The sequence below is a fragment of the Photobacterium sp. MCCC 1A19761 genome, from assembly GCF_037389125.1.
In the GTDB taxonomy this organism is placed as follows: domain Bacteria; phylum Pseudomonadota; class Gammaproteobacteria; order Enterobacterales; family Vibrionaceae; genus Photobacterium.
The window spans coordinates 74,936-93,593 of sequence record NZ_JAZGTF010000003.1; the positions used below are offsets into that span (position 1 = coordinate 74,936).

General features: G+C 52.9%; 16 protein-coding genes. 8 read left to right on the forward strand and 8 right to left on the reverse strand.

What is annotated here, in order from left to right; genetic code table 11:
• Window positions 1–5: 5 nt before the first annotated feature.
• Window positions 6–1,799: a hypothetical protein gene (locus VV869_RS05405; protein WP_337733956.1), complete on the reverse strand. Its 1,794-nt coding sequence runs from the start codon at window positions 1,797–1,799 to the stop codon at window positions 6–8.
• A 367-nt stretch (window positions 1,800–2,166) separates the two neighbouring features.
• Here VV869_RS05405 and VV869_RS05410 point away from each other — a divergent pair, with 367 nt between their 5' ends.
• Window positions 2,167–2,622, forward strand: coding sequence for a hotdog fold domain-containing protein (locus VV869_RS05410; protein WP_337733957.1), 456 nt, complete (start codon window positions 2,167–2,169; stop codon window positions 2,620–2,622).
• An 80-nt stretch (window positions 2,623–2,702) separates the two neighbouring features.
• Here VV869_RS05410 and VV869_RS05415 read toward each other — a convergent pair whose 3' ends face one another.
• Window positions 2,703–3,650 carry a hypothetical protein gene (locus VV869_RS05415; RefSeq protein WP_337733958.1) on the reverse strand — a complete coding sequence of 316 codons (948 nt, stop codon included), beginning with the start codon at window positions 3,648–3,650 and terminating at the stop codon, window positions 2,703–2,705.
• Between the two features lie 425 nt (window positions 3,651–4,075).
• A complete protein-coding gene (locus VV869_RS05420; RefSeq protein WP_337733959.1) occupies window positions 4,076–4,627 on the reverse strand; it encodes a 3'-5' exonuclease in 552 nt (183 codons plus the stop codon).
• Between the two features lie 512 nt (window positions 4,628–5,139).
• On the opposite strand from VV869_RS05420, the gene VV869_RS05425 reads away from it, so the two are divergent.
• From VV869_RS05425 to VV869_RS05435, 3 genes are all read left to right on the forward strand, one after another.
• The gene (locus tag VV869_RS05425; RefSeq protein WP_337733960.1) at window positions 5,140–6,375 is read left to right on the forward strand and encodes a serine hydrolase domain-containing protein; all 1,236 of its coding nucleotides are present in this window, start codon (window positions 5,140–5,142) and stop codon (window positions 6,373–6,375) included.
• Window positions 6,376–6,416: 41 nt separating this feature from the next.
• A complete protein-coding gene (locus VV869_RS05430) occupies window positions 6,417–7,724 on the forward strand; it encodes a DASH family cryptochrome (RefSeq protein ID WP_443147294.1) in 1,308 nt (435 codons plus the stop codon).
• Window positions 7,725–7,810: 86 nt separating this feature from the next.
• Window positions 7,811–9,373: a cryptochrome/photolyase family protein gene (locus tag VV869_RS05435; protein ID WP_443147291.1), complete on the forward strand. Its 1,563-nt coding sequence runs from the start codon at window positions 7,811–7,813 to the stop codon at window positions 9,371–9,373.
• 27 nt (window positions 9,374–9,400) lie between these two features.
• Here VV869_RS05435 and tnaA read toward each other — a convergent pair whose 3' ends face one another.
• The 3 genes from tnaA to VV869_RS05445 form a co-directional block, all read right to left on the reverse strand.
• Window positions 9,401–10,888 (reverse strand): tryptophanase, encoded by a 1,488-nt coding sequence (tnaA, locus tag VV869_RS05440; protein WP_337733963.1) that lies wholly within the window; start codon window positions 10,886–10,888, stop codon window positions 9,401–9,403.
• A 276-nt stretch (window positions 10,889–11,164) separates the two neighbouring features.
• The gene (gene tnaC / locus VV869_RS24425; protein WP_443147295.1) at window positions 11,165–11,239 is read right to left on the reverse strand and encodes a tryptophanase leader peptide; all 75 of its coding nucleotides are present in this window, start codon (window positions 11,237–11,239) and stop codon (window positions 11,165–11,167) included.
• Between the two features lie 342 nt (window positions 11,240–11,581).
• Complete coding sequence (locus VV869_RS05445) at window positions 11,582–12,121, reverse strand: MarR family winged helix-turn-helix transcriptional regulator (RefSeq protein ID WP_337733964.1); 540 nt, start codon at window positions 12,119–12,121, stop codon at window positions 11,582–11,584.
• 125 nt (window positions 12,122–12,246) lie between these two features.
• On the opposite strand from VV869_RS05445, the gene VV869_RS05450 reads away from it, so the two are divergent.
• The 3 genes from VV869_RS05450 to VV869_RS05460 all read left to right on the forward strand — a co-directional run bounded on the left by VV869_RS05450 (window position 12,247) and on the right by VV869_RS05460 (window position 15,867).
• On the forward strand, window positions 12,247–13,137 hold the full coding sequence (locus tag VV869_RS05450; RefSeq protein ID WP_337733965.1) for an EamA family transporter: 891 nt from the start codon (window positions 12,247–12,249) through the stop codon (window positions 13,135–13,137).
• A 57-nt stretch (window positions 13,138–13,194) separates the two neighbouring features.
• On the forward strand, window positions 13,195–13,836 hold the full coding sequence (locus VV869_RS05455) for a nitroreductase family protein (RefSeq protein WP_337733966.1): 642 nt from the start codon (window positions 13,195–13,197) through the stop codon (window positions 13,834–13,836).
• 195 nt (window positions 13,837–14,031) lie between these two features.
• On the forward strand, window positions 14,032–15,867 hold the full coding sequence (locus VV869_RS05460) for a hybrid-cluster NAD(P)-dependent oxidoreductase (protein ID WP_337733967.1): 1,836 nt from the start codon (window positions 14,032–14,034) through the stop codon (window positions 15,865–15,867).
• Window positions 15,868–15,971: 104 nt separating this feature from the next.
• On the opposite strand, the gene VV869_RS05465 is transcribed toward VV869_RS05460, so the two are convergent.
• Together VV869_RS05465 and VV869_RS05470 are read right to left on the reverse strand one after the other, a co-directional pair.
• The gene (locus VV869_RS05465; RefSeq protein ID WP_337733968.1) at window positions 15,972–16,496 is read right to left on the reverse strand and encodes a copper resistance protein NlpE; all 525 of its coding nucleotides are present in this window, start codon (window positions 16,494–16,496) and stop codon (window positions 15,972–15,974) included.
• 224 nt (window positions 16,497–16,720) lie between these two features.
• Window positions 16,721–17,437, reverse strand: a complete 717-nt coding sequence (locus VV869_RS05470; protein ID WP_337733969.1) for a hypothetical protein — start codon at window positions 17,435–17,437, stop codon at window positions 16,721–16,723.
• A gap of 113 nt (window positions 17,438–17,550) precedes the next feature.
• Here VV869_RS05470 and VV869_RS05475 point away from each other — a divergent pair, with 113 nt between their 5' ends.
• Entirely contained in the window at window positions 17,551–18,603 is a 1,053-nt protein-coding gene (locus VV869_RS05475) for a GlxA family transcriptional regulator (RefSeq protein WP_337733970.1), read from the forward strand.
• The last annotated feature ends 55 nt before the right edge of the window (window positions 18,604–18,658 follow it).

The window sequence follows — 18,658 nt, forward strand, 5'->3', positions numbered from 1 at the left end:
TGTGATTAAGCACCACTCCCGCCACTGGCACCGGTTGTCCCGGTCGTCCCCGTCGTCGTGGTGCCACATTTATCGATTGGGAACGTAAGAGTCGCATTGGTGTCGTTACTCACGACAACATTTTGCTCAACCTGTTGGTTACCAAATTTCTCGGTATAAACAGATCCCTTCAGGTTATAAGTCCCTCGAACCAGACGAATAGAGGCCGGACTATCAACTGTCGGGGTTACCGAACCAAAATAGCGGCGCATATTCTGAGAATATACTTCGACAACACCCGGCTGAATCTTGGTTTCACCAGTATCCAAACATTTACTTTCAAGCGAAACATTCAGTGTTTTGGTTTCAGGTGACTCAATGCGAATGGTCGCACCATTCAAGTCACAAAAGTTATGGACAAGACTACCATCATTTGCAACAGAAATCTCTGAGCCATCTCGATGAGACACGGATTTAATCAGCCCTTGACGGTAATTACTACGGGAAACGACTTGTAGCTTACCCGCCCCATTTTCCGGCATATTATTGAATGTGTGAGTCGTCATACCTGAGATATATTTGCTCTTGCTCCAGCCCCCTCCTGCGCGAGTGAAGATCACTCGGGGGTTATACGTATTCCCGTTCACTTCTTCAAATGTAATATTCGCCTTACAGCGTTTGCCCCAGAAATAATCCAGGTTGTAATAGGACAAGTGGGTAATGTCTTTGGCCAGGGTGAAGGTATTTGTTGCCGCGTTAGGCGCACCAACAGTGCCATCCCCTTCAGTTTTCCAACGCCCAGTTGTCTCATCATAGGACCAAACAGGGATGGTTTCCCCGGTTTTAATCTTCTCGTTTGTACCAGGGTTAATCGTATCTGCCGGCACATCAAATGTCAGGGTAATGTCCTGGTCAAACTTAGCAACCGTATCACCGTTTTCATTCTGCAACTGAATTGCTGTAAAGCCTGCAGAAATGAAGCCACCACCAGCCAGCGCAGGATCTTCTCTCCCGTCAGCCCCCAGAATAACATCCGGCTCCAAACCGCCAGGGAAAGCATCTAAGACAGATTCGTTACTTGCATTTCCATTTGGCTCGTTTGAAAAATGAACAATATTTGCGGTTACGGTCCCGGTTACAGGATCACCACTTGCATCCAGTAGCTGAGTCCCCAACGGGATCTTCATCTCAACCTTGGTGTTTGCCATTGCTTTGGCTTGATCAGAGTTAGGATCAGCAGGCGGTGGCGTGGTAATTATAACTTCGTGATTAACTGCGCCCCCAGCGTCAGAGCTAATTGTTTTTTGCGCAGCAGCAATAGGCGCTTCACTGTTTGTCGGTACCAGCGGCGTAAAGAACACATCGTAACTCGCCCCTTCTTGACCTGCGACACCTGCGCTCTGTGCCGGCATATGAATGTTTTTCCCGGTCGCAAAGAATCCAGGAGAGGTTGCGTGTAGCTCTAGCACAATTTCGTTAACAGAGGCACCGTCTGCCCTGCTAACCAAAACTGTCCCTGAATTTGCGATATAGGTTTTACTGCCCGCTTTCGCTTTTTCTTGAACTTCTTCGGCACCTTGAATAAACAGATAAGGCACTTGGTCACTTCTCAGAGTAAACGTAATCTTCTTATCCGATAGCACCCCGGTGTCAATACTTTGAAAGATTAATGCAACCGGGTTCACAATCGTTTTCGCTTCTGGCGGAGCTGCCGGCGTCGTCTTCGTGATGCCATCAGAGTCCGAACATCCAGCCAGAACGCCACTCGCCAACATGACGGCCAGCGCAAGCTTTTGATACGCAAATTTAGAGGGGCCCATAATTCATCCTTTGAATAAAAGTTACAATTGTCATCGTGAGAAAATATGTATAGTAAGGTATACAGCAGGGTTTACAAAAATATTACAAAACAAGATGCATATTGATTCAGGTTTTGTGAGGTTGTTCACCTTGCCTGCGCCCATTTTTCTCACTTATGAGACATTTTATCCAGACCCGCCATGTACTGTTTCCATCAGCAAAGATATCAAGTCAACACATGCCCACGCCCCTATCAATGTAGGCTCCATCATACATCCCTGATTCGAACGAGCCCTTTGTGCTTTGCCCGTTGCTTTATCTATGTTAGAACTACCTGGTCAGACCAGAACTTGATCGTCCAACAACTCATCGCAACAGGGAATGAAAATGCGTAAGAATCTTAAAACGTATCAACGACTCACGAAGCTACCATTCGGCCGACAGATATTCAGCTGGATTGTCTGCCGAGTCGCCCCCTATTTTTCATCAATCAAACCTCAAATCCACGAATTAAGACCGGGTTTTGCCGAAGTGACCATGAAAAAACGTCGTCGGGTCACGAACCATCTCAACACGGTGCATGCCATCGCAATGTGTAATATGGCCGAGTTAGCGGCAGGGATGATGACCGATGTTTCCGTTCCGGTGCACAGTCGCTGGATCCCCGTCGGCATGACCGTAGCGTACTTAAACAAAGCAACCACTGACTTGTCGGCGACAGCAATTGGGCATGAGATTAACTGGGAGACGGCAGGAGAGAAGAAGGTGCCGGTTGAAGTCAGAGATACGAAGGGTACCCTGGTCTTTCAAGCCGAAATTACCATGAATGTACGTTTAAGCTAAGTCTAAAAAAACAATACCGCCGCTTCCAAAATGGAGCGGCGGTATGAAAAACAAGTATCAGCTATTCAGTGAATGCTTAATTAAGCACCTGAACCGCCGGCGCTACCTGCGCTACCTGTGGTCCCGGTTGGAACTTCTGGTTTTGGCACTGGCTTAGCAATGTCAGTACCTTTATCAACATTCTCTTTCACAACTGGTGGAATATCATCAATTGTTGTTTTCGGATCCGTCATAGTTGCCAGATCTGCAGGATTTGCTTTCACCGCCTCAACAGTCGCTTTCACATCAACCGTAACCTTTGCACCTGTACCGGTTGCACCACCTGCCGGGTAGTAAGGATTCGCTTCAGTTACTGTGGTTGTCAGGTTCTTCGCCAGAACTGCAGTTTCAGTGGTTGTCAGCGCACCTTGCTGAACAATCACATCCGTCAGAACGTGTGTTGTTGCTGTCAGCTTACCACCCAGTTTTTTGGTATCTGCATCCGCGCTGTCTTCAAGCTTCTTGATTACTTTAGGCAAATCTGCCACAAGATCATTAACTGATACGCCGGAGTTCAGTAACTCGCCCAAGCCCAGGTTTGTCAGAACGGTAGTTGCAGTCGACTCGTCGTAGTTTGCATCACCCAGTTCTTGTGTAATCAGCGTTGTCAACGGCGTTGCAATCACAGGAGAACCCGTTGTCGCAAGACCACGTGGAATGCTGAGTGAAACTTTATCCATCGCTTTACCGTTAGATACATCCACCGCACCAGCAGTTGGGGCAAACGTAAACTTACAGGTTGATGGATTGGTGATGATCAAAGCCGCCGCAGTCGCAGAGACAGTTGAAAAACCGCTCCAAGCTGTTTTCGGCAATACGCCTGTTTCAGTCTCACCATCATTAGTACAGGTGAAAGAGCCTGCGATATTCTGGATTGCACCATCAAACGCCTGAACTTGGTAAGTAGAACCCGTGCGAGCTTCATTACTATTATTACAGCCAGCCAGCAGGGCAGCAGCCAAACACGCTGTCAGAAATTTAGTTTTCAAAATTGTTTCCTTTATAGTTTTAATCCATAAACAGTGCGTATCTTATCTGTTCAATTTTGTTGTGTAAATAATCACTCTCTCTAAATAAAAAATTTCAAAAAATTTCAATAAAAGCGGTCATCCGTGCCGTTATCACGATTGAATTATATTCAATAAGCCTCCATTCAACCGAAATGCCATTGACCGTTAAATTTCAATATGTTACGTGCCATGTTACGACAGCCCGACCCCAATAGCAGCCAATAGACCTAAAACAAGTCGTCAATTCTCAAAGAGAGAAAGCCAAATTATTGACAATAAGATTGTCCAGTAACACCACAAAAAACGCATATGTACTGAAGCGAAAGAAGGAATAAACAGATTTCTTGGGAAGTGCAGACACCACCGTGTTCAATCGAACCACAGCGGCATCAACAATATATCTATCAAGCGTGATGTTCGGGTAGGAAGAACATAGTTTTTGCCAGTCTGGCCAGATTATAGGCATCAACATAACCGGAGTGATGCCGCCCTTCCCATGTCAAACCGGCCATATCCATCGCGGCCCGCAACCCACACCGCTTATTGGTCACATGGCGTTGCAGACGAAACAGTGTCGCCAGGTTCAGGTATTCGTTAAACGGGACTTTCAAATCTTTGGCTTTGCATTCGGCCCGCAAAATCGCATCATCCCGCCCCCAAGCGGCATAAATTTTATGCCGGCCGCCAAACTTCTGCTCGACAGATTTCAGGATCGTTGCCAGCGGTTTGCCGTTTTTTTCGATCACTTCAGGCTTGATTCCCGTCAATTCCGTACAGAATGGTGATACTTCATCGTATTCCGGTTTCACGAAATACTGCGCCCGTCGAACAATTTGGCCCGTGATTAAATCCAACTCCGCAACACCAATTTCGATAATTTCGCCGGTCCTGGATTCCCGCCCGTCATTCCAGCAGCACATTTCGAGGTCAAAGCAAACGATGCGATTAAAATTCATTTTGTTTCCGGCACTACACTAACAAGGGCACGCAGGATACCATTTCAAAGACAGCATGGGCAAAGGCGATGAGGAGCGGCTCTCTCTTCATTGAGTCACAAAAACCCCATCATGTGCAACAAGGGTAGTATGATGCCGTCCTCACTCAATACAACGCGTTTTAAAAATCCGCATATATGCGGATTTTACTGCAGCCCTACTTGGCGTCCCCATTCTGGCTTCTGTCATTGATACCCTGGCGATCTTGCTCTATGCCCGATCACTCCAAAGCGGCAACCTGTCCCAGAGCGCCCCACCAAGCGTGTTGTGATCACTACGCTCGGCCTGTTGCTCAGCGCGCTGCTGATCATTTTTCGTGTAGAACAATCTGAAAAACAACCGATGAGGCTGACTCAGGAGACACGGTTTGAACTGACGCGAAAAACATTCACCACATGATGATGTTTTCTGGTACCTACAAACGCTATCGACCACACTCATCAAAAGAAACAACTTAGACGGAGCGAAGCACCTTGAAGCGAAGGATTGTTCAATGGACCGCAGCCCTTCTCATTCTCCTGGTGGGGGGAATGGGCTATTTTCACACCGAACTGCGCCAGCTCTATCATACCGTGCGCCTGTTCGAGCCGGAGTTAATTGTCCGGAATTTTTCAAACATGGCGCAGATTTTTCCCTCTATAACCATCCCTCGCATCGGCCCGATTGATCAATTCAAACACCGGCCCCAGACGCTTCCCAGCACTTTTTCATATCAAGACACGGAGTACTCCATCCAGAAATGGCTGTCTGCCTCTGGCACCACGGCCCTGGTGGTGCTGAAAGGCGATACCATTACGTTTGAAAGCTATTATCAGGGTACCCATGAAGATGATGCCCGAATTTCCTGGTCAATGGCGAAGTCGTTTCTCAGCGCGCTATTTGGCGTCGCGGTTGAGGAAGGGGTAATTACAGACTTGAACACAACCGTCACGGATTATGTGCCCAGCCTGAAAGGCTCCGGTTATGACGGCGTTTCGATTAAAGATGTGCTGCAAATGTCCAGCGGGGTGTACTTCAACGAGGATTACGGCGACTTTAACAGTGACATCAACCGCATGGGACGACTGATGGCGCTCGGTGGCAGTTTTGATGAATTTGCCGCCACGTTACAGCGGTGGCGAGCACCAGGCACTTACATGGCTTATGTCAGTATCGACACCCATGTCCTGGGCATGGTTTTACGTGCGGCCACCGGCCAACGTATCGCCGACTACTTTAAAGCCAAGCTCTGGTCCAAACTTCAGCCAGAAGGTGATGCCATCTACCTGACCGACAGCACCGGAGAGCCCATGGTATTGGGCGGCCTGAATATCTTAAGCCGGGATTATCTGCGATTTGGCAAACTGTATCGGGACTTCGGACGATTGAATGGCGAGCAGATTATTCCGGCGCAATGGATTAAGGACAGCATCACCCCGGATGCACCGCACTTAATACCGGGGAAAAGAGCCAACGCTAACACCCATTGGGGATACGGTTATCAATGGTGGATCCCGGAACACGCCAATCAAGAGTTTGTTGCCATCGGCATCTATGGTCAGTATATCTACATCAATCGCCAGGCTGATGTGGTGATCGTCAAAAACAGCACCAATACCCATTTCATGGCCAACCATTACGAGAGTATGGATATCGCCCTGGCTGCATTCAGAGCGATTGCGCATTCTTTGGCTGTTTCGCCGCACCTCAAAGCTGCCACCGATCTATAGTTATTAATCATCAACATAAAACAAACGATCAGGCGGTGATGATGACAACCGGACTCTATCTGTTCTCCAATGATCTGCGACGCCATGACAATCCAGCGCTCCAACGAGCAGCTGATGAGGTCGACACATTGCTGTGTGTTTACTGCCTGCCACTGAGTAAAATCAACCGGCTGCCCTATCACACCAACCCGCTCGGCCCCTGGCGCCAGCAGTTTCTCCTGCAGTCACTGGCCGATCTGGCGCTGCAACTGACCCGGCTCGGACAACAACTCCTGATTGTACTGGAACATCCGCTGAACACGCTTCCGGCACTCATCACCCAATACAATGTCACCCGCCTCTATCGCAGCCAGCATGCCGGTTATTATGAAAACCAAAGCTGGCAAACATTGACCGAACGCTATCCTTACCTGACATTCACCACCACACCGAGCCACACGCTCTTCACCCCGGAAGCGCTACCATTCGACATTGAGCAACTCCCGCCTACTTTCTCGCAGTTTCGCAAACAGGTTGATAATCTGCCGATTCGGCAGCCGCTCCCGGCCCTGACCCATTTACCACCGCCCCCGAACAAGTTACTGCATTTTGATGTGCTGAGCCCGCTGCTCACCCACCAGCCCTGCTTGTTTCAAGGCGGTGAACAGGCGGCTCTCAGGCAACTCCAAACCTACTTTTCCAGCCGGGCCCCCAGTGACTACAAACAAACCCGAAATGCCCTCGACGGCTGGGAGAACTCGACCAAGTTCTCACCCTGGCTGGCGCAGGGCTGTCTCTCCGCCCGATCCCTCATCGAGCAACTCACCCAGTACGAGACTCAGGTTGAGCGCAACACCTCGACCGGCTGGATCAAGTTTGAACTCTTGTGGCGCGAATATTTTCAATGGTATGCCCACCGTTACCCGACCAGGCTGTTTGCCTTTCGCGGCATCAAGCGTCACGGGCCCAACACCAGCTACTATGCCGAGCGCTATCGGCGCTGGTGCAACGGCAATACGCCCTATCCCATCGTTAACGCCTGCATGCATCAACTCAATCAGACCGGATACATCTCAAACCGGGGCCGGCAACTGGTTGCCAGCTGTCTGGTCCATGAGCTGAGTCTGGACTGGCGTTACGGTGCCGCCTACTTTGAACAGCAACTGCTTGATTACGACGTAGCATCAAACTGGGGCAACTGGCAGTACATCGCCGGAGTCGGTGCCGATCCCAAAGAACACCGCCATTTTCATCTGGAAAAACAAACCCAACGCTATGATCCGGATGGCACCTTTATTCGTAAATGGAAAGGCGATCAACACGACGGGAATCTGGATGCGATGGATGCTGCAGACTGGCCACGGCTCTGAAGCAAGTCACGACGCTGAAGCCATTCAACGACTGCAAAACCATTCGGCCACGGGCACCACGTCACAGCCACCATTATTATTGAGCCATGATGAGCAAGACAAACTATCGAACACTGCGGCTGATCCTTGGCGATCAGCTCAATCCTTCCCACAGCTGGTATCGGGAGAACCAGCCGGACACCCTGTACCTGATTGCCGAGCTTCACCAGGAAACCGGCTACACCAAACACCACGTCCAGAAAGTCTGCGCGTTTTTTGCCGCCATGCAACAATTCGCCCAAGGACTGCGCCAGGCAGGACATCAGGTCTTGCATCTGACCTTAGATGACACAGCTGATTTTGAGTCACTGCCGATGTTGCTCAACCATCTCATCGAGCAATACCAAATCACCCATCTCGATTTCCAGCGCCCCGATGAGTACCGGCTTTACGAGCAATTACATCGTCTGACACTGCCTGAAGGCGTTTCGCTGCGGGAATGGGATAGCGAGCACTTCCTGCTGCCGTTTGCCGAACTCGCCGAGCAGTTTCCCCAAGGGAAATCCGTGCTCATGGAGCACTTTTATCGCCGGATGCGTCAACGCTTTGATGTTTTAATGGCAGGCGGCAAACCGGAAGGCGGCCGATGGAATTTCGACAAACACAACCGCCAAACTTTCAAATCGGCAGACATCGAGGCAGTTCCGGCACCGCTGCTGTTTGCCAATGATGTCAGCGATATTCTGGAGCGGCTCGAGCGCCATCAGGTCACCACCATTGGCAAAGCCAGTGAGCCATTGCTGTGGCCGGTCAACCGCCAGCAGGCAAAGCAGCTGCTGGCCTTTTTCTGCAACCAATGTCTGCCGAATTTCGGCCGCTTTCAGGATGCAATGACGAAACACTCGCCTCATGGCTGGAGCTTGTATCACTCCCGGCTCTCATTTGCCCTCAACAGCAAAATGCTGCACCCGATGCAGGTGATCCAGGCAGTATTGGATGCCTACCGAGCACAACCGGACCGGATCGACATCGCTCAGGTGGAAGGATTTATCCGCCAGATCCTCGGCTGGCGAGAATACATCCGCGGGGTTTACTGGGGAAACATGCCGCATTATCGCAGCCACAACGCACTGGATGCCCACCGCAGCCTGCCCGGCTTCTTCTGGGACGCCAACACCAAGATGGCCTGCATGAAAGCGGCCATCGGTCAGTCCTTGAGTCATGCCTATGCTCATCATATTCAACGCCTGATGGTGACCGGAAACTTCTGCCTGCTAGCCGGGATCCATCCCGATGAAGTTGATGCCTGGTATCTGGGGATCTATGTTGATGCCATTGAGTGGGTCGAGCTCCCCAACACCCGGGGCATGAGCCAGTTTGCCGACCACGGTGTAGTCGCCACCAAGCCTTATGCCGCCAGCGGCAACTATATCAACAAGATGAGTGACTACTGCCGGGACTGCCATTACAACGTCAAGGAAAAGATCGGTGAGCAAGCCTGCCCGTTCAACAGCCTTTACTGGCATTTTCTCCATCGCCATGACAGACAACTGAGCCGAAACCCACGGATTGGGATGATTTACCGCAGCTGGGATCAACTCAGCCCGGACCAACAACAAGCCGTGCTGGACCGGGCTGAATACTGTTTAGCTCATTTATCGGAGCTGTAGCAGGAACTATAGCAGTCCTGTTTGGTTTTACTCCTCAGCGATGATTGCTGCGATGGTTTGCTGCGCCGATTCCCTGGCTGGCGTAAAAACCGGTGCTGTTTCTACCTCTTTGAGCCGGGCAGTAAAATGGCGCAGCACTGCCGGCTCGTAGGTAAAGGTCAGCCCTTTCACGTTCATCGCATTGGCTTTTACTTTCTCGAACGCCTCAATGATGAAATCCATATGGGTTTGGGTATAAGTTGCCCGCGGAATCGTCAGGCGCAGCAATTCTGCCGGACAAGGCATCTGCTCACCCGTCGCCGGATCGCGCCCCTGCAGCAAGGAGCCGATTTCCACTGCGCGGATCCCGGCGACTTTATATAGCTCACACGCCAGCGCATGGGCCGGAAACTGATCGGACGGAATATGCGGCAACAGCTTCCCGGCATCGACAAACGCCGCATGGCCACCGGCCTGCTGACACACAATGCCGACCGCTTCCAGCCCATCGACCAGATATTTGACCTGACCGATCCGGTACGCCAGCCAGTCCTGACGCATTCCTTCATACAGGCCAACGGCCAGACGCTCCATCGCGCCCCCTTCCAGCCCGCCATAGGTCGGAAAGCCTTCCTGCACCACACACAGCGTGCGGCACTCGGTGTAAACATCAAACAGCGTCTCGTCTTTAAAACAAAGCAGCCCGCCCATCTGCACCATGGCATCTTTCTTGGCCGACATCGCCAACCCGTCGGCATATTTATAAGACTCTCGGGTTATCTCCTGAATCGACCAGTCCTGATATCCCGGCTCGCGCTGTTGAATGAAATATGCATTTTCCGCAAAACGGGCCGAATCCATGATCACCGGAATATCGTATTTCCGGGCAATTTCATACACGGCTTTTAAATTGGAAATGGAAACCGGCTGCCCCCCGGAAGAATTACAGGTAATGGTGCTGACGATATAAGGCACATTGGCCGGACCGGCTTCTAAAATTGCCTGTTCTAATTTATCCAGATCAAAGTTACCTTTAAAATCCGCCTCGACGGATGTGTCGAACGCTTCTTCGGTATAGACATTTTTTGCCACACAGCAATTAATTTGAGTATGGCCCTGGGTCGTATCAAAGAAATAATTCGACAGCGCCACCATTTTACGGCGATCAAGCCCTTTTTCTTTCTCACGCTTTTTAATCAGCACCGGAATATAGATTTGCTCCGCCCCCCGGCCCTGGTGCGTCGGGATCGTATACGCGTAGTTAAAAATGTCTTTCACCGCATTCGCCAGGGCATGATAACTGCGGCTGCCGCTGTAGGCTTCATCGCCGCGCAGCATGGCTGCCTGCATCTCCTGGGTGATCGCACCGGTGCCGCTATCGGTCAGCAAGTCAATGAACACGTCTTCACTGTCGAGTAGAAATGGATTCATTCCGGCGTCCAGAATGGCTTGCTCGCGATATTCCCGGGTTGTCCTTTTCACCGGCTCGATGACACGAATACGAAATGGCTCAGGTAAATGTTTAAAGTTTTCCATCTTCAAATCCTTGGTTCTGTTTTCACGTCGCTCGAACGGGTCTCAATCAAACAAAAGGACCGAACAATAAAATGACAGTTCAATAAAAGAACGACGAAAATTTATTGATTCTTGGCAATAGCAATCCACACGCCATTGATATACTCAAAGGCGTGACCGCTATCAGAAAGTTATTGAAGTGATGCTCTGAAAAACAAATGAGACGGCAACGAGATCAATCCGAGCCCATCAACAACAGAGACCATCATTCAGTGCACAGAGCATGTGCAGACAGGATTAGTTCGAAGGGAAAAAGAAAGCAATTTTATAGTCGAGGGTAAACCAATCGCTGAGCATGATTAATGTATTCATCACAACACCTATTTGAAAACCACGGTCATTTGAACACGACAGTCATTTAAAAACTATGCTTATTTGAAAACTAGGGTTACTTGAAAACTATAGTGATTTAAAAACTAAGCTTCCAAATGTCCTACGTATCATTATCTATAAATCAGCGTAGGCGTCTTTCATCAAAATATCAAAACGAGATCTCCACAACAAAAATTTAACATCGGCCCACATTTAACCATGATGCTTCCCGAATAAGGTGCCCACCCATGCATCCGACAGGCGACTCGAGGCCGCCTGTCGTTTCACCTTGGACTCAATTACCTTGAGCTCAATCAACTAGGCTAGTTCACCGACTACGGCTTATTCTTCCAGCACCGACAAGAGTACTTTCAGCCCCTCATCCAACTGTGCCTGCTGCTGGGTATCTAAAGCCGCCAGCCGGGATTCGATATTATCGACATGGGCTGTCACCGCCTTTTCAATCAAATCCAGCCCTTTGTCCGTCAGCTGAACCAGCAAACTGCGGGCATCTGTCGGGTTGGGCAGGCGCTCAATCAGCCCGTTACTTTCCAGCCGTTTCATCCGGTGCGTCATGGTCCCGGAGGTGATCATCAACGTCGAGAACAACGCCGTCGGCGCCAGTCGGTACGGTGCACCGGAGCGACGCAGGGTCGCCAGCACATCAAATTCCCAGGCACTAAGGCCGTACTCCGCAAACGTCTGCTCCAGCATGGGCTGAACCAGGGCAGCGCAACGCTTCAGCCGACCGAATGTCGCCATCGCCTCCAGCCGTAGATCGGGCCGTTCGTTTTGCCACTGGCTGATAATGGCATCGACGGCATCTCCCGGTGGGTTGGTCGGTGCAGTCCCATTGTCCGGCTTGGGGTCTGATTTGCTCATCTCTGTAATTCCTGACTGTCCTTTGATGGGATTCAATGTGTCATAATTTTATCTTGACATCAAGATAAACCAGGTCCAAAGTAAATTTATCTTGAAATGAAGATAAAATGACAAGGAAGGACATCATGACAGGTTTCACGGCAAACAAAGTTGTTTTCAATACCCTGCTCACTGCGCTGACGCCGGTGATCTGGGGCTCGACCTACCTAGTGACCACCGAATGGCTGCCGCCGGATCGCCCGTTTACTGCCGCACTGATCCGATGCCTGCCGGCCGGATTGCTGCTGATCTTTTGGAGCCGGGCGGCGCTGCCAGCACGGATCTGGCCCAAACTGATCACCCTGTCGCTGCTCAATATCGGGATCTTCCAGGCACTGCTGTTTGTTGCGGCCTACCGTCTGCCGGGCGGCATTGCCGCCGTGGTCGGGGCCATTCAGCCCCTGCTAGTGATGCTGCTGGCCTGGTCTATCGATCACAACCGGCCCGCACTGGTCACACTAGGCGCTGCGCTTGCCAGTGTGCTGGGGATGTCGCTGCTGTTTGTCTCTCCCGACAGTCAGTGGGATCCCATCGGCTTGGCAGCGGCGGCGGCCGGGACCGGCGCGATGGCCTTGGGCACTTTCCTGTCCCGTCGCTGGCAGACCGGCATTCCCCTGCTGGCCTTTAGTGGATGGCAGCTGTTTATCGGCGGCTTGTTCCTGGCCCCGGTCGCCATGCTGGTCGATCCGCCGCTGCCGCAACTGACCCCAGAAAACCTGATGGGCTACGGCTACCTGACCATTTTCGGCGCCCTGATTGCCTACACCCTGTGGTTCCGAGGCATCAAGCTGCTGACACCCACCTCTGTTTCGGCGCTGGGGCTGCTGAGTCCGCTCACCGCGCTGATACTTGGCTGGGTTGTGCTGGATCAGTTCCTGAATCTGCGCCAGATGGGTGGTATCCTGACCGTGCTGATTGCCATTTCCGTACTCCAGTGGCAACCTGCACCAAAAAAGCTGCAACCTCAAAAAGCCTGAGCTGAACACAACACGAACCGATTGGACGAATCATCTACAAATCACAAGGAAAAAATCATGAACCCGACACAAATCGCGACTGAACAAAACACCGTTGCCACCCTGCTGGAATCCCGTTCGACAACCGGCCACTATGATCCGGAGAAAACCCTGGCACCGGAAACCATTCGCGAGCTGGTCCGCCTGGCAAGCTTTTCACCGTCAGCATTTAACATGCAAAACTGGTACTTTATTGCCGTCCAATCGCCGGAGAGCAAAGAAAAACTGTCGGCATTGGCCTACAGCCAGCCACAGATCAAAGCGGCCGCGGTCACATATATCGTCTGTGGTCAGATGGAAGGATACCAGGAGCTGGCCAAGACATTGCAGCTGTCTGTCGACAAGCAGATCATCTCTCCCGCGATTCAGCAATCCTGGGTGGAGACGGCCACATCGATGCACGAAAATAATCGCCAGTTACAGCGTGATGAAGCCATCCGCTCCGCCTCGTTATCAGCCATGAGCCTGATCATTGCGGCCGAAGGCATGGGTCTAGCGTCCGGTACTGTCGGCGGCTTTGACGCGGACGGTATTGTCGCGGAATTTGGCTTAAGTGCGCAGGATATTCCGGTCTTGCTGGTCACGGTTGGGTATGCGAGCGAAGGCAACTGGCCGCAGAAAGTTCGCAAACCGGTCGAGGCCATTCTGGACATCTGCTAGCCCTTTCGGGAAGTGGTCACCTGACCACTTCCCGCCAGCCTCTCGTCACGTGATTCCTTGGCTTTCGCCCCTGAACCACCCCGCCTAAAATGCACCCACGCACATAAAACCGACGTCAGCCGATGATTCTGCCGCGCCGTTTGTTTAAAATAGCGACGAAAAATAACAGCCATCATATTACGCAAGGAAGTGAACGTGAGTCAGTCAGCCACCCCGCAAGCCGCCGTGCTTTCGCAAATCAACGTCTTTCCGGTCAAATCGATTCGCGGCCTGAGCCTGTCGCAGGCCTGGGTCGAAAAACAAGGCCTCAGCTTTGATCGCCGCTTTATGGTCGCCAAACCCGACGGTAGTATGGTCACCGCCCGCAAGCACCCGGACCTGGTCAAAGTGACCGCCACGCTCCAGCCGCAGGGCCTGACCCTGAGCTACCCGGAGATGTCGCCGCTGGTGCTGAAATACGAACAATTCGCCCTGAACGAAACTGATACCCAGGTGTGGAAAGACAATTTCAGCGCCTATACCACCACGTCGAGAGCCGATGCCTGGTTCAGCCATCTCCTCGGCGAGCCGGTCAAACTGCTCTTTACCGGCGAGCAATCCAACCGGGTACGGCCGAAAATCCAACAAAACGTCAGCTTTGCCGATGGCTATCCGCTGCTGGTGATCAGTGAGAGCTCGCTGCAAGCGCTGAACGATCGCAGCACCCAGCGCCACTCCATGGATCAGTTTCGCACCAACCTGGTGGTTTCCGGCACCGAGCCGTTTGCCGAAGACAGCTGGAAACGCATTCGGATCGGAGAAGTGGAATTTGAAGCGGTGAAACCCTGTGCGCGCTGTATTATGACCACGGTCGACCCGAAAACAGGCCAATTCAACGAACTCAAAGAGCCGCTTGCCACCCTGCTGAAATTTCGCGCCGATCAGAGCGGTGATGTCTTCTTCGGTCAGAATCTCGTCGCCCGTAACGAAGGCGTGATCAGAGCCGGCGATCCTGTTGAGGTGCTGGAAACCAAACCCAAAGAAGTTTATCCCGACAACAGCACCCTGAATCTGACGCTCACCTGCGTCGAGCGTGAAACCATTGCCCGGGATTTCTGTACCTTCTGGCTCGAACCGGTCAAACAGCAGACCCTGCCCGCCTACCAGCCGGGCCAGCACCTGCCGATCCAACTGGAAATCAATGGCGAGTTTATCTCCCGCCGCTACACCCTCTCTTCCAGTCCGTCGCGCCCCGGCCGGTATGCCATTTCCGTCAAACGTGTCGATGAAGGACGGGTGTCTAACTGGCTCCATGATCACTTCCAGGTCGGTGACAGCCTGGTGGCCGAGCAGCCGAACGGTAGCTTCCATCTTGGGGTTCATACCGACAAGCTGCTCCTGCTCTCGGCGGGCAGCGGGATCACCCCGATGCTCTCCATGCTGCGCTATCTGGCCGACCACCAGCAGATCAAGGATGTGGTGTTTTATCATCAGTGTCGTACCCGGCAGGACATTCCGTGCCAACAAGAATTGGATGAGCTGGCTTCACAGTTCCCACACCTGACCGTGCAGGTCGCCCTCAGCCGCCCGGATACATCATGGCAAGGACTCACAGGTCGCCTGGACGAGGCACACCTGAGCCAGATCCCGGCCCTGAATGAGCGTCAGGTCTTTGTCTGCGGTCCGGGGGAATTTATGACTGAGGCCAAACGCCTGTTGCTGGCCCACGGCCTGGATGAGTCCCACTATCATCAGGAAGCCTTCGGCCCGATCCGGGGCAACACCGCGCCGGTCAAAACCGTCACCATAAGCGTCAATGGCAACCTGTTTGAAGGGGATAACCAGAAAACCCTACTGGATCAGGCCGAAGATGCCGGACTGGGCCTGGCTTACAGCTGCCGTGCCGGATTCTGCGGTAGTTGTAAGGTGACGCTGGAATCGGGGCAAGTTGAGCAACCGGATGTACCGGCCCTGCTGCCAGGCGATCGGGAAGCGGGTCGGGTGCTGGCCTGTTGCTGTATTCCGAAAACGGATATCGAAGTGGTTGCTTGAGCCTCGCTTTTCCGGCGAAAGCTTTCGCACGGCAATCAAACTATCCTCAGAGAAAAACAAAAACGCCCGGCATGTGCCGGGCGTTGTATTTATTGCGTCACGTATTACTGCTTGCTCAAAATGTACTTCTCGGCAAGATCGCCAGTGATCCGCTGGCCTTGCTGATCCAGGCGGAACAACTGATTTTCAGCTACAAAATACTGGGCAAATGCGCCGTCTTCCGTTGGAACCGAAATCGTATTTCCGGCCGCATTCCAGTTAAAGTTCCCGTTTGAAGAGAACGCACCGTTTTCTTTCCCCAGATAATTTTCGATCAGCGAATACGTGCCATCCATATTCAGGGTCAGCGTCACTTCAATCCCGTCACAATCTGCGCAAGGCAGGGTGCCTTGATAGGTCCCGTTCCAGTCCAGGGCATTTTGCGCATTGTGGTCGGTATCGACATAGTCCGCCTGTGCGGTTATCGCATCGGTACCGGTTTGCGCGGCATTCGCCTGCTCGGTGCCTGTTGACGCAACCTGCTGTTCTTGGGTTGCTGCGGCATCAGCCTGCGCCTGAGTCGAGGATTGCTGATCACAGCCAGCCAGAGCCAACCCTGCAATCGCCAGTACCAGTAGTGTCTTTTTCATGATGACTCCTTCAATTCTAAAGCATCGAACACAGTGCAATTATAGTGATGCTTCTGTGCGCGCAGCGTCATCGCCAGGTCAGGCCTTGGTCAAAAATCGCGGTTATATCATGGCGTTGTCAAAAACAACACATGGACCCAGCCCCAAGGCTTCCTAGAGTGTAGCGAAAATTACGGCGTCCAGGCCGGATGATTGAAAGCTTGCCCCCGCACCGCGCGAGCAACCTACCAGTGCGTTTTTGCCATCTGTTTGAGAAAGCCGAGCTCGACCAGCGTCGACATATAGCTCTGCGGCTTTTGGCGGACCTCCTGCTCAATCAAGGCGATTATCCCCGGCTTAAAGCCTTCCTCCGGGAACCGGGCCAGCACTTCCTCAATCGTTCGCCGGTTCAAATCATGTCCCCAAAGTCCGGCCACATCGGCACCGGCACCAAAATGCAGCAGCGCAATTTCCGGATCGCAGCGGTGCGCCACCCCCACCGAGTTGTGCAATGCCACCATTTCATGCACCAAATCCGCTTTCTGGGGAGCCAGATCATGGCGCAGGCAAAATTCGCGGGCGGCCCGTGCACCTTCAATTTCAAACGTCTCCGCGCCCGAATAAGCCTCGGTGAGACCAAGATCATGCATCACGGAGCCGACAAAAAAGACTTCTTGATCAATCGGCTGCTTCACCTTATGGGCCATTGCCAGCCCGAAGGCATAGCTGCGCAGAGAGTGATTCAGCAGAAACGTCGGACTGCACTCAGTCACCAGTGCCAGGGCTTTCCGGCTCAACGTACTGTCCGGGATCGCGTACGCTTGCGACGGCAGATAAGGCGGCTGGCGACGGCTTATCCGGTACCGGGCCTTGCTGAGCGATGATGTCACGGCACCAGATGCCAGGTGGCACAGCGTACAGACTTTGCCCGGTTTGGGCTTGGTGGTGGTTAACGCACTCATGTCTCATTCTCCTTGTTCACACGCGCCATTGCGCCTGATTCGGTTGAAAACTGTACCGGATCTGCCACAATCCCCAAGTGGCCGATATGACAACGAGCGCAACAAATCAGACAATGCAATTTTTACGCAAGCAATCAGTACCCAAGCAATCATCTCCCCAGCACCGCCGGTCCCCACAGCATCAGATCGCCGTGGCGCTCTATGACGGCGTGGTCCCGACCGATGCTTTCCTGCCCTGCGATACCTTTTCGCGTGTCATGTTAAGCAACGGGGAACACCCGTATCAGGTGAAACTGTGCGCCGATTCGCCAGAGATCCGGCACCCGTTCGGCACCCTCGCAGCACCACACACCTTTGCAGATCTGCTCGCGGCCGATACGGTGATCCTGCCCGGCCTTCATGATCCGCTCGCCCCCGTACCGGATGCGTTAATCGCCGCCGTGCAACAGGCGGCCCAACGCGGCGCCCGAATCGCCTCCATCTGTACCGGCGCATTTGTACTGGCGGCCACGGGGCTATTGAATGGCCGCCGGGCGACCACCCACTGGCACTATGCCGGATTACTCCAGGACAAGTACCCGACCATCGATGTCGACCCGGATGTGCTGTACATCGACCACGGCCAGCTGCTGACTTCTGCCGGTGCCCTGGCCGGGGTCGATCTCTGCCTGCACCTGATCCGCAGCGATTACGGCGCCCAGGTCGCAGCCCACTGCGCCCGGATGTCAGTGATGCCGCTGGAGCGCAGCGGCGGGCAGAAACAATTCATCCCCTCCCCGCCGGTGGCCGACAGTACACACTCGCTTCAGCCGCTGCTGCAATGGGCCGAAGCCCGTTTGGCCGAGGCGATCACCGTGACCGAACTGGCCCGGCGAAGCGCCATGAGCCCACGCACTTTACATCGTCGGTTTCTCGAGCAACTGGGGATCCCGCCCACGACCTGGCTACTCCAGCGCCGGATCCACCTCGCCCGACAATTGTTGGAATCGACCCACCGCTCCATCGAGCAGGTTGCCGGGGAAAGCGGTATGGGCTCTGCTGCCAATCTGCGCAAGCAATTCCTGCAGGTGGTCGGCACCAGCCCGAGTGCCTATCGCAAAGCGTTTCGCAGCCCGACCCCGGAAGTCCAAGCACGGGAGCAGGAACAGGAACAAGCTGAGTCCTGAATCGATGTCGGGAACAAGGCTTGCATTTACGGCAAATTTCCTGACAATTTCGCCC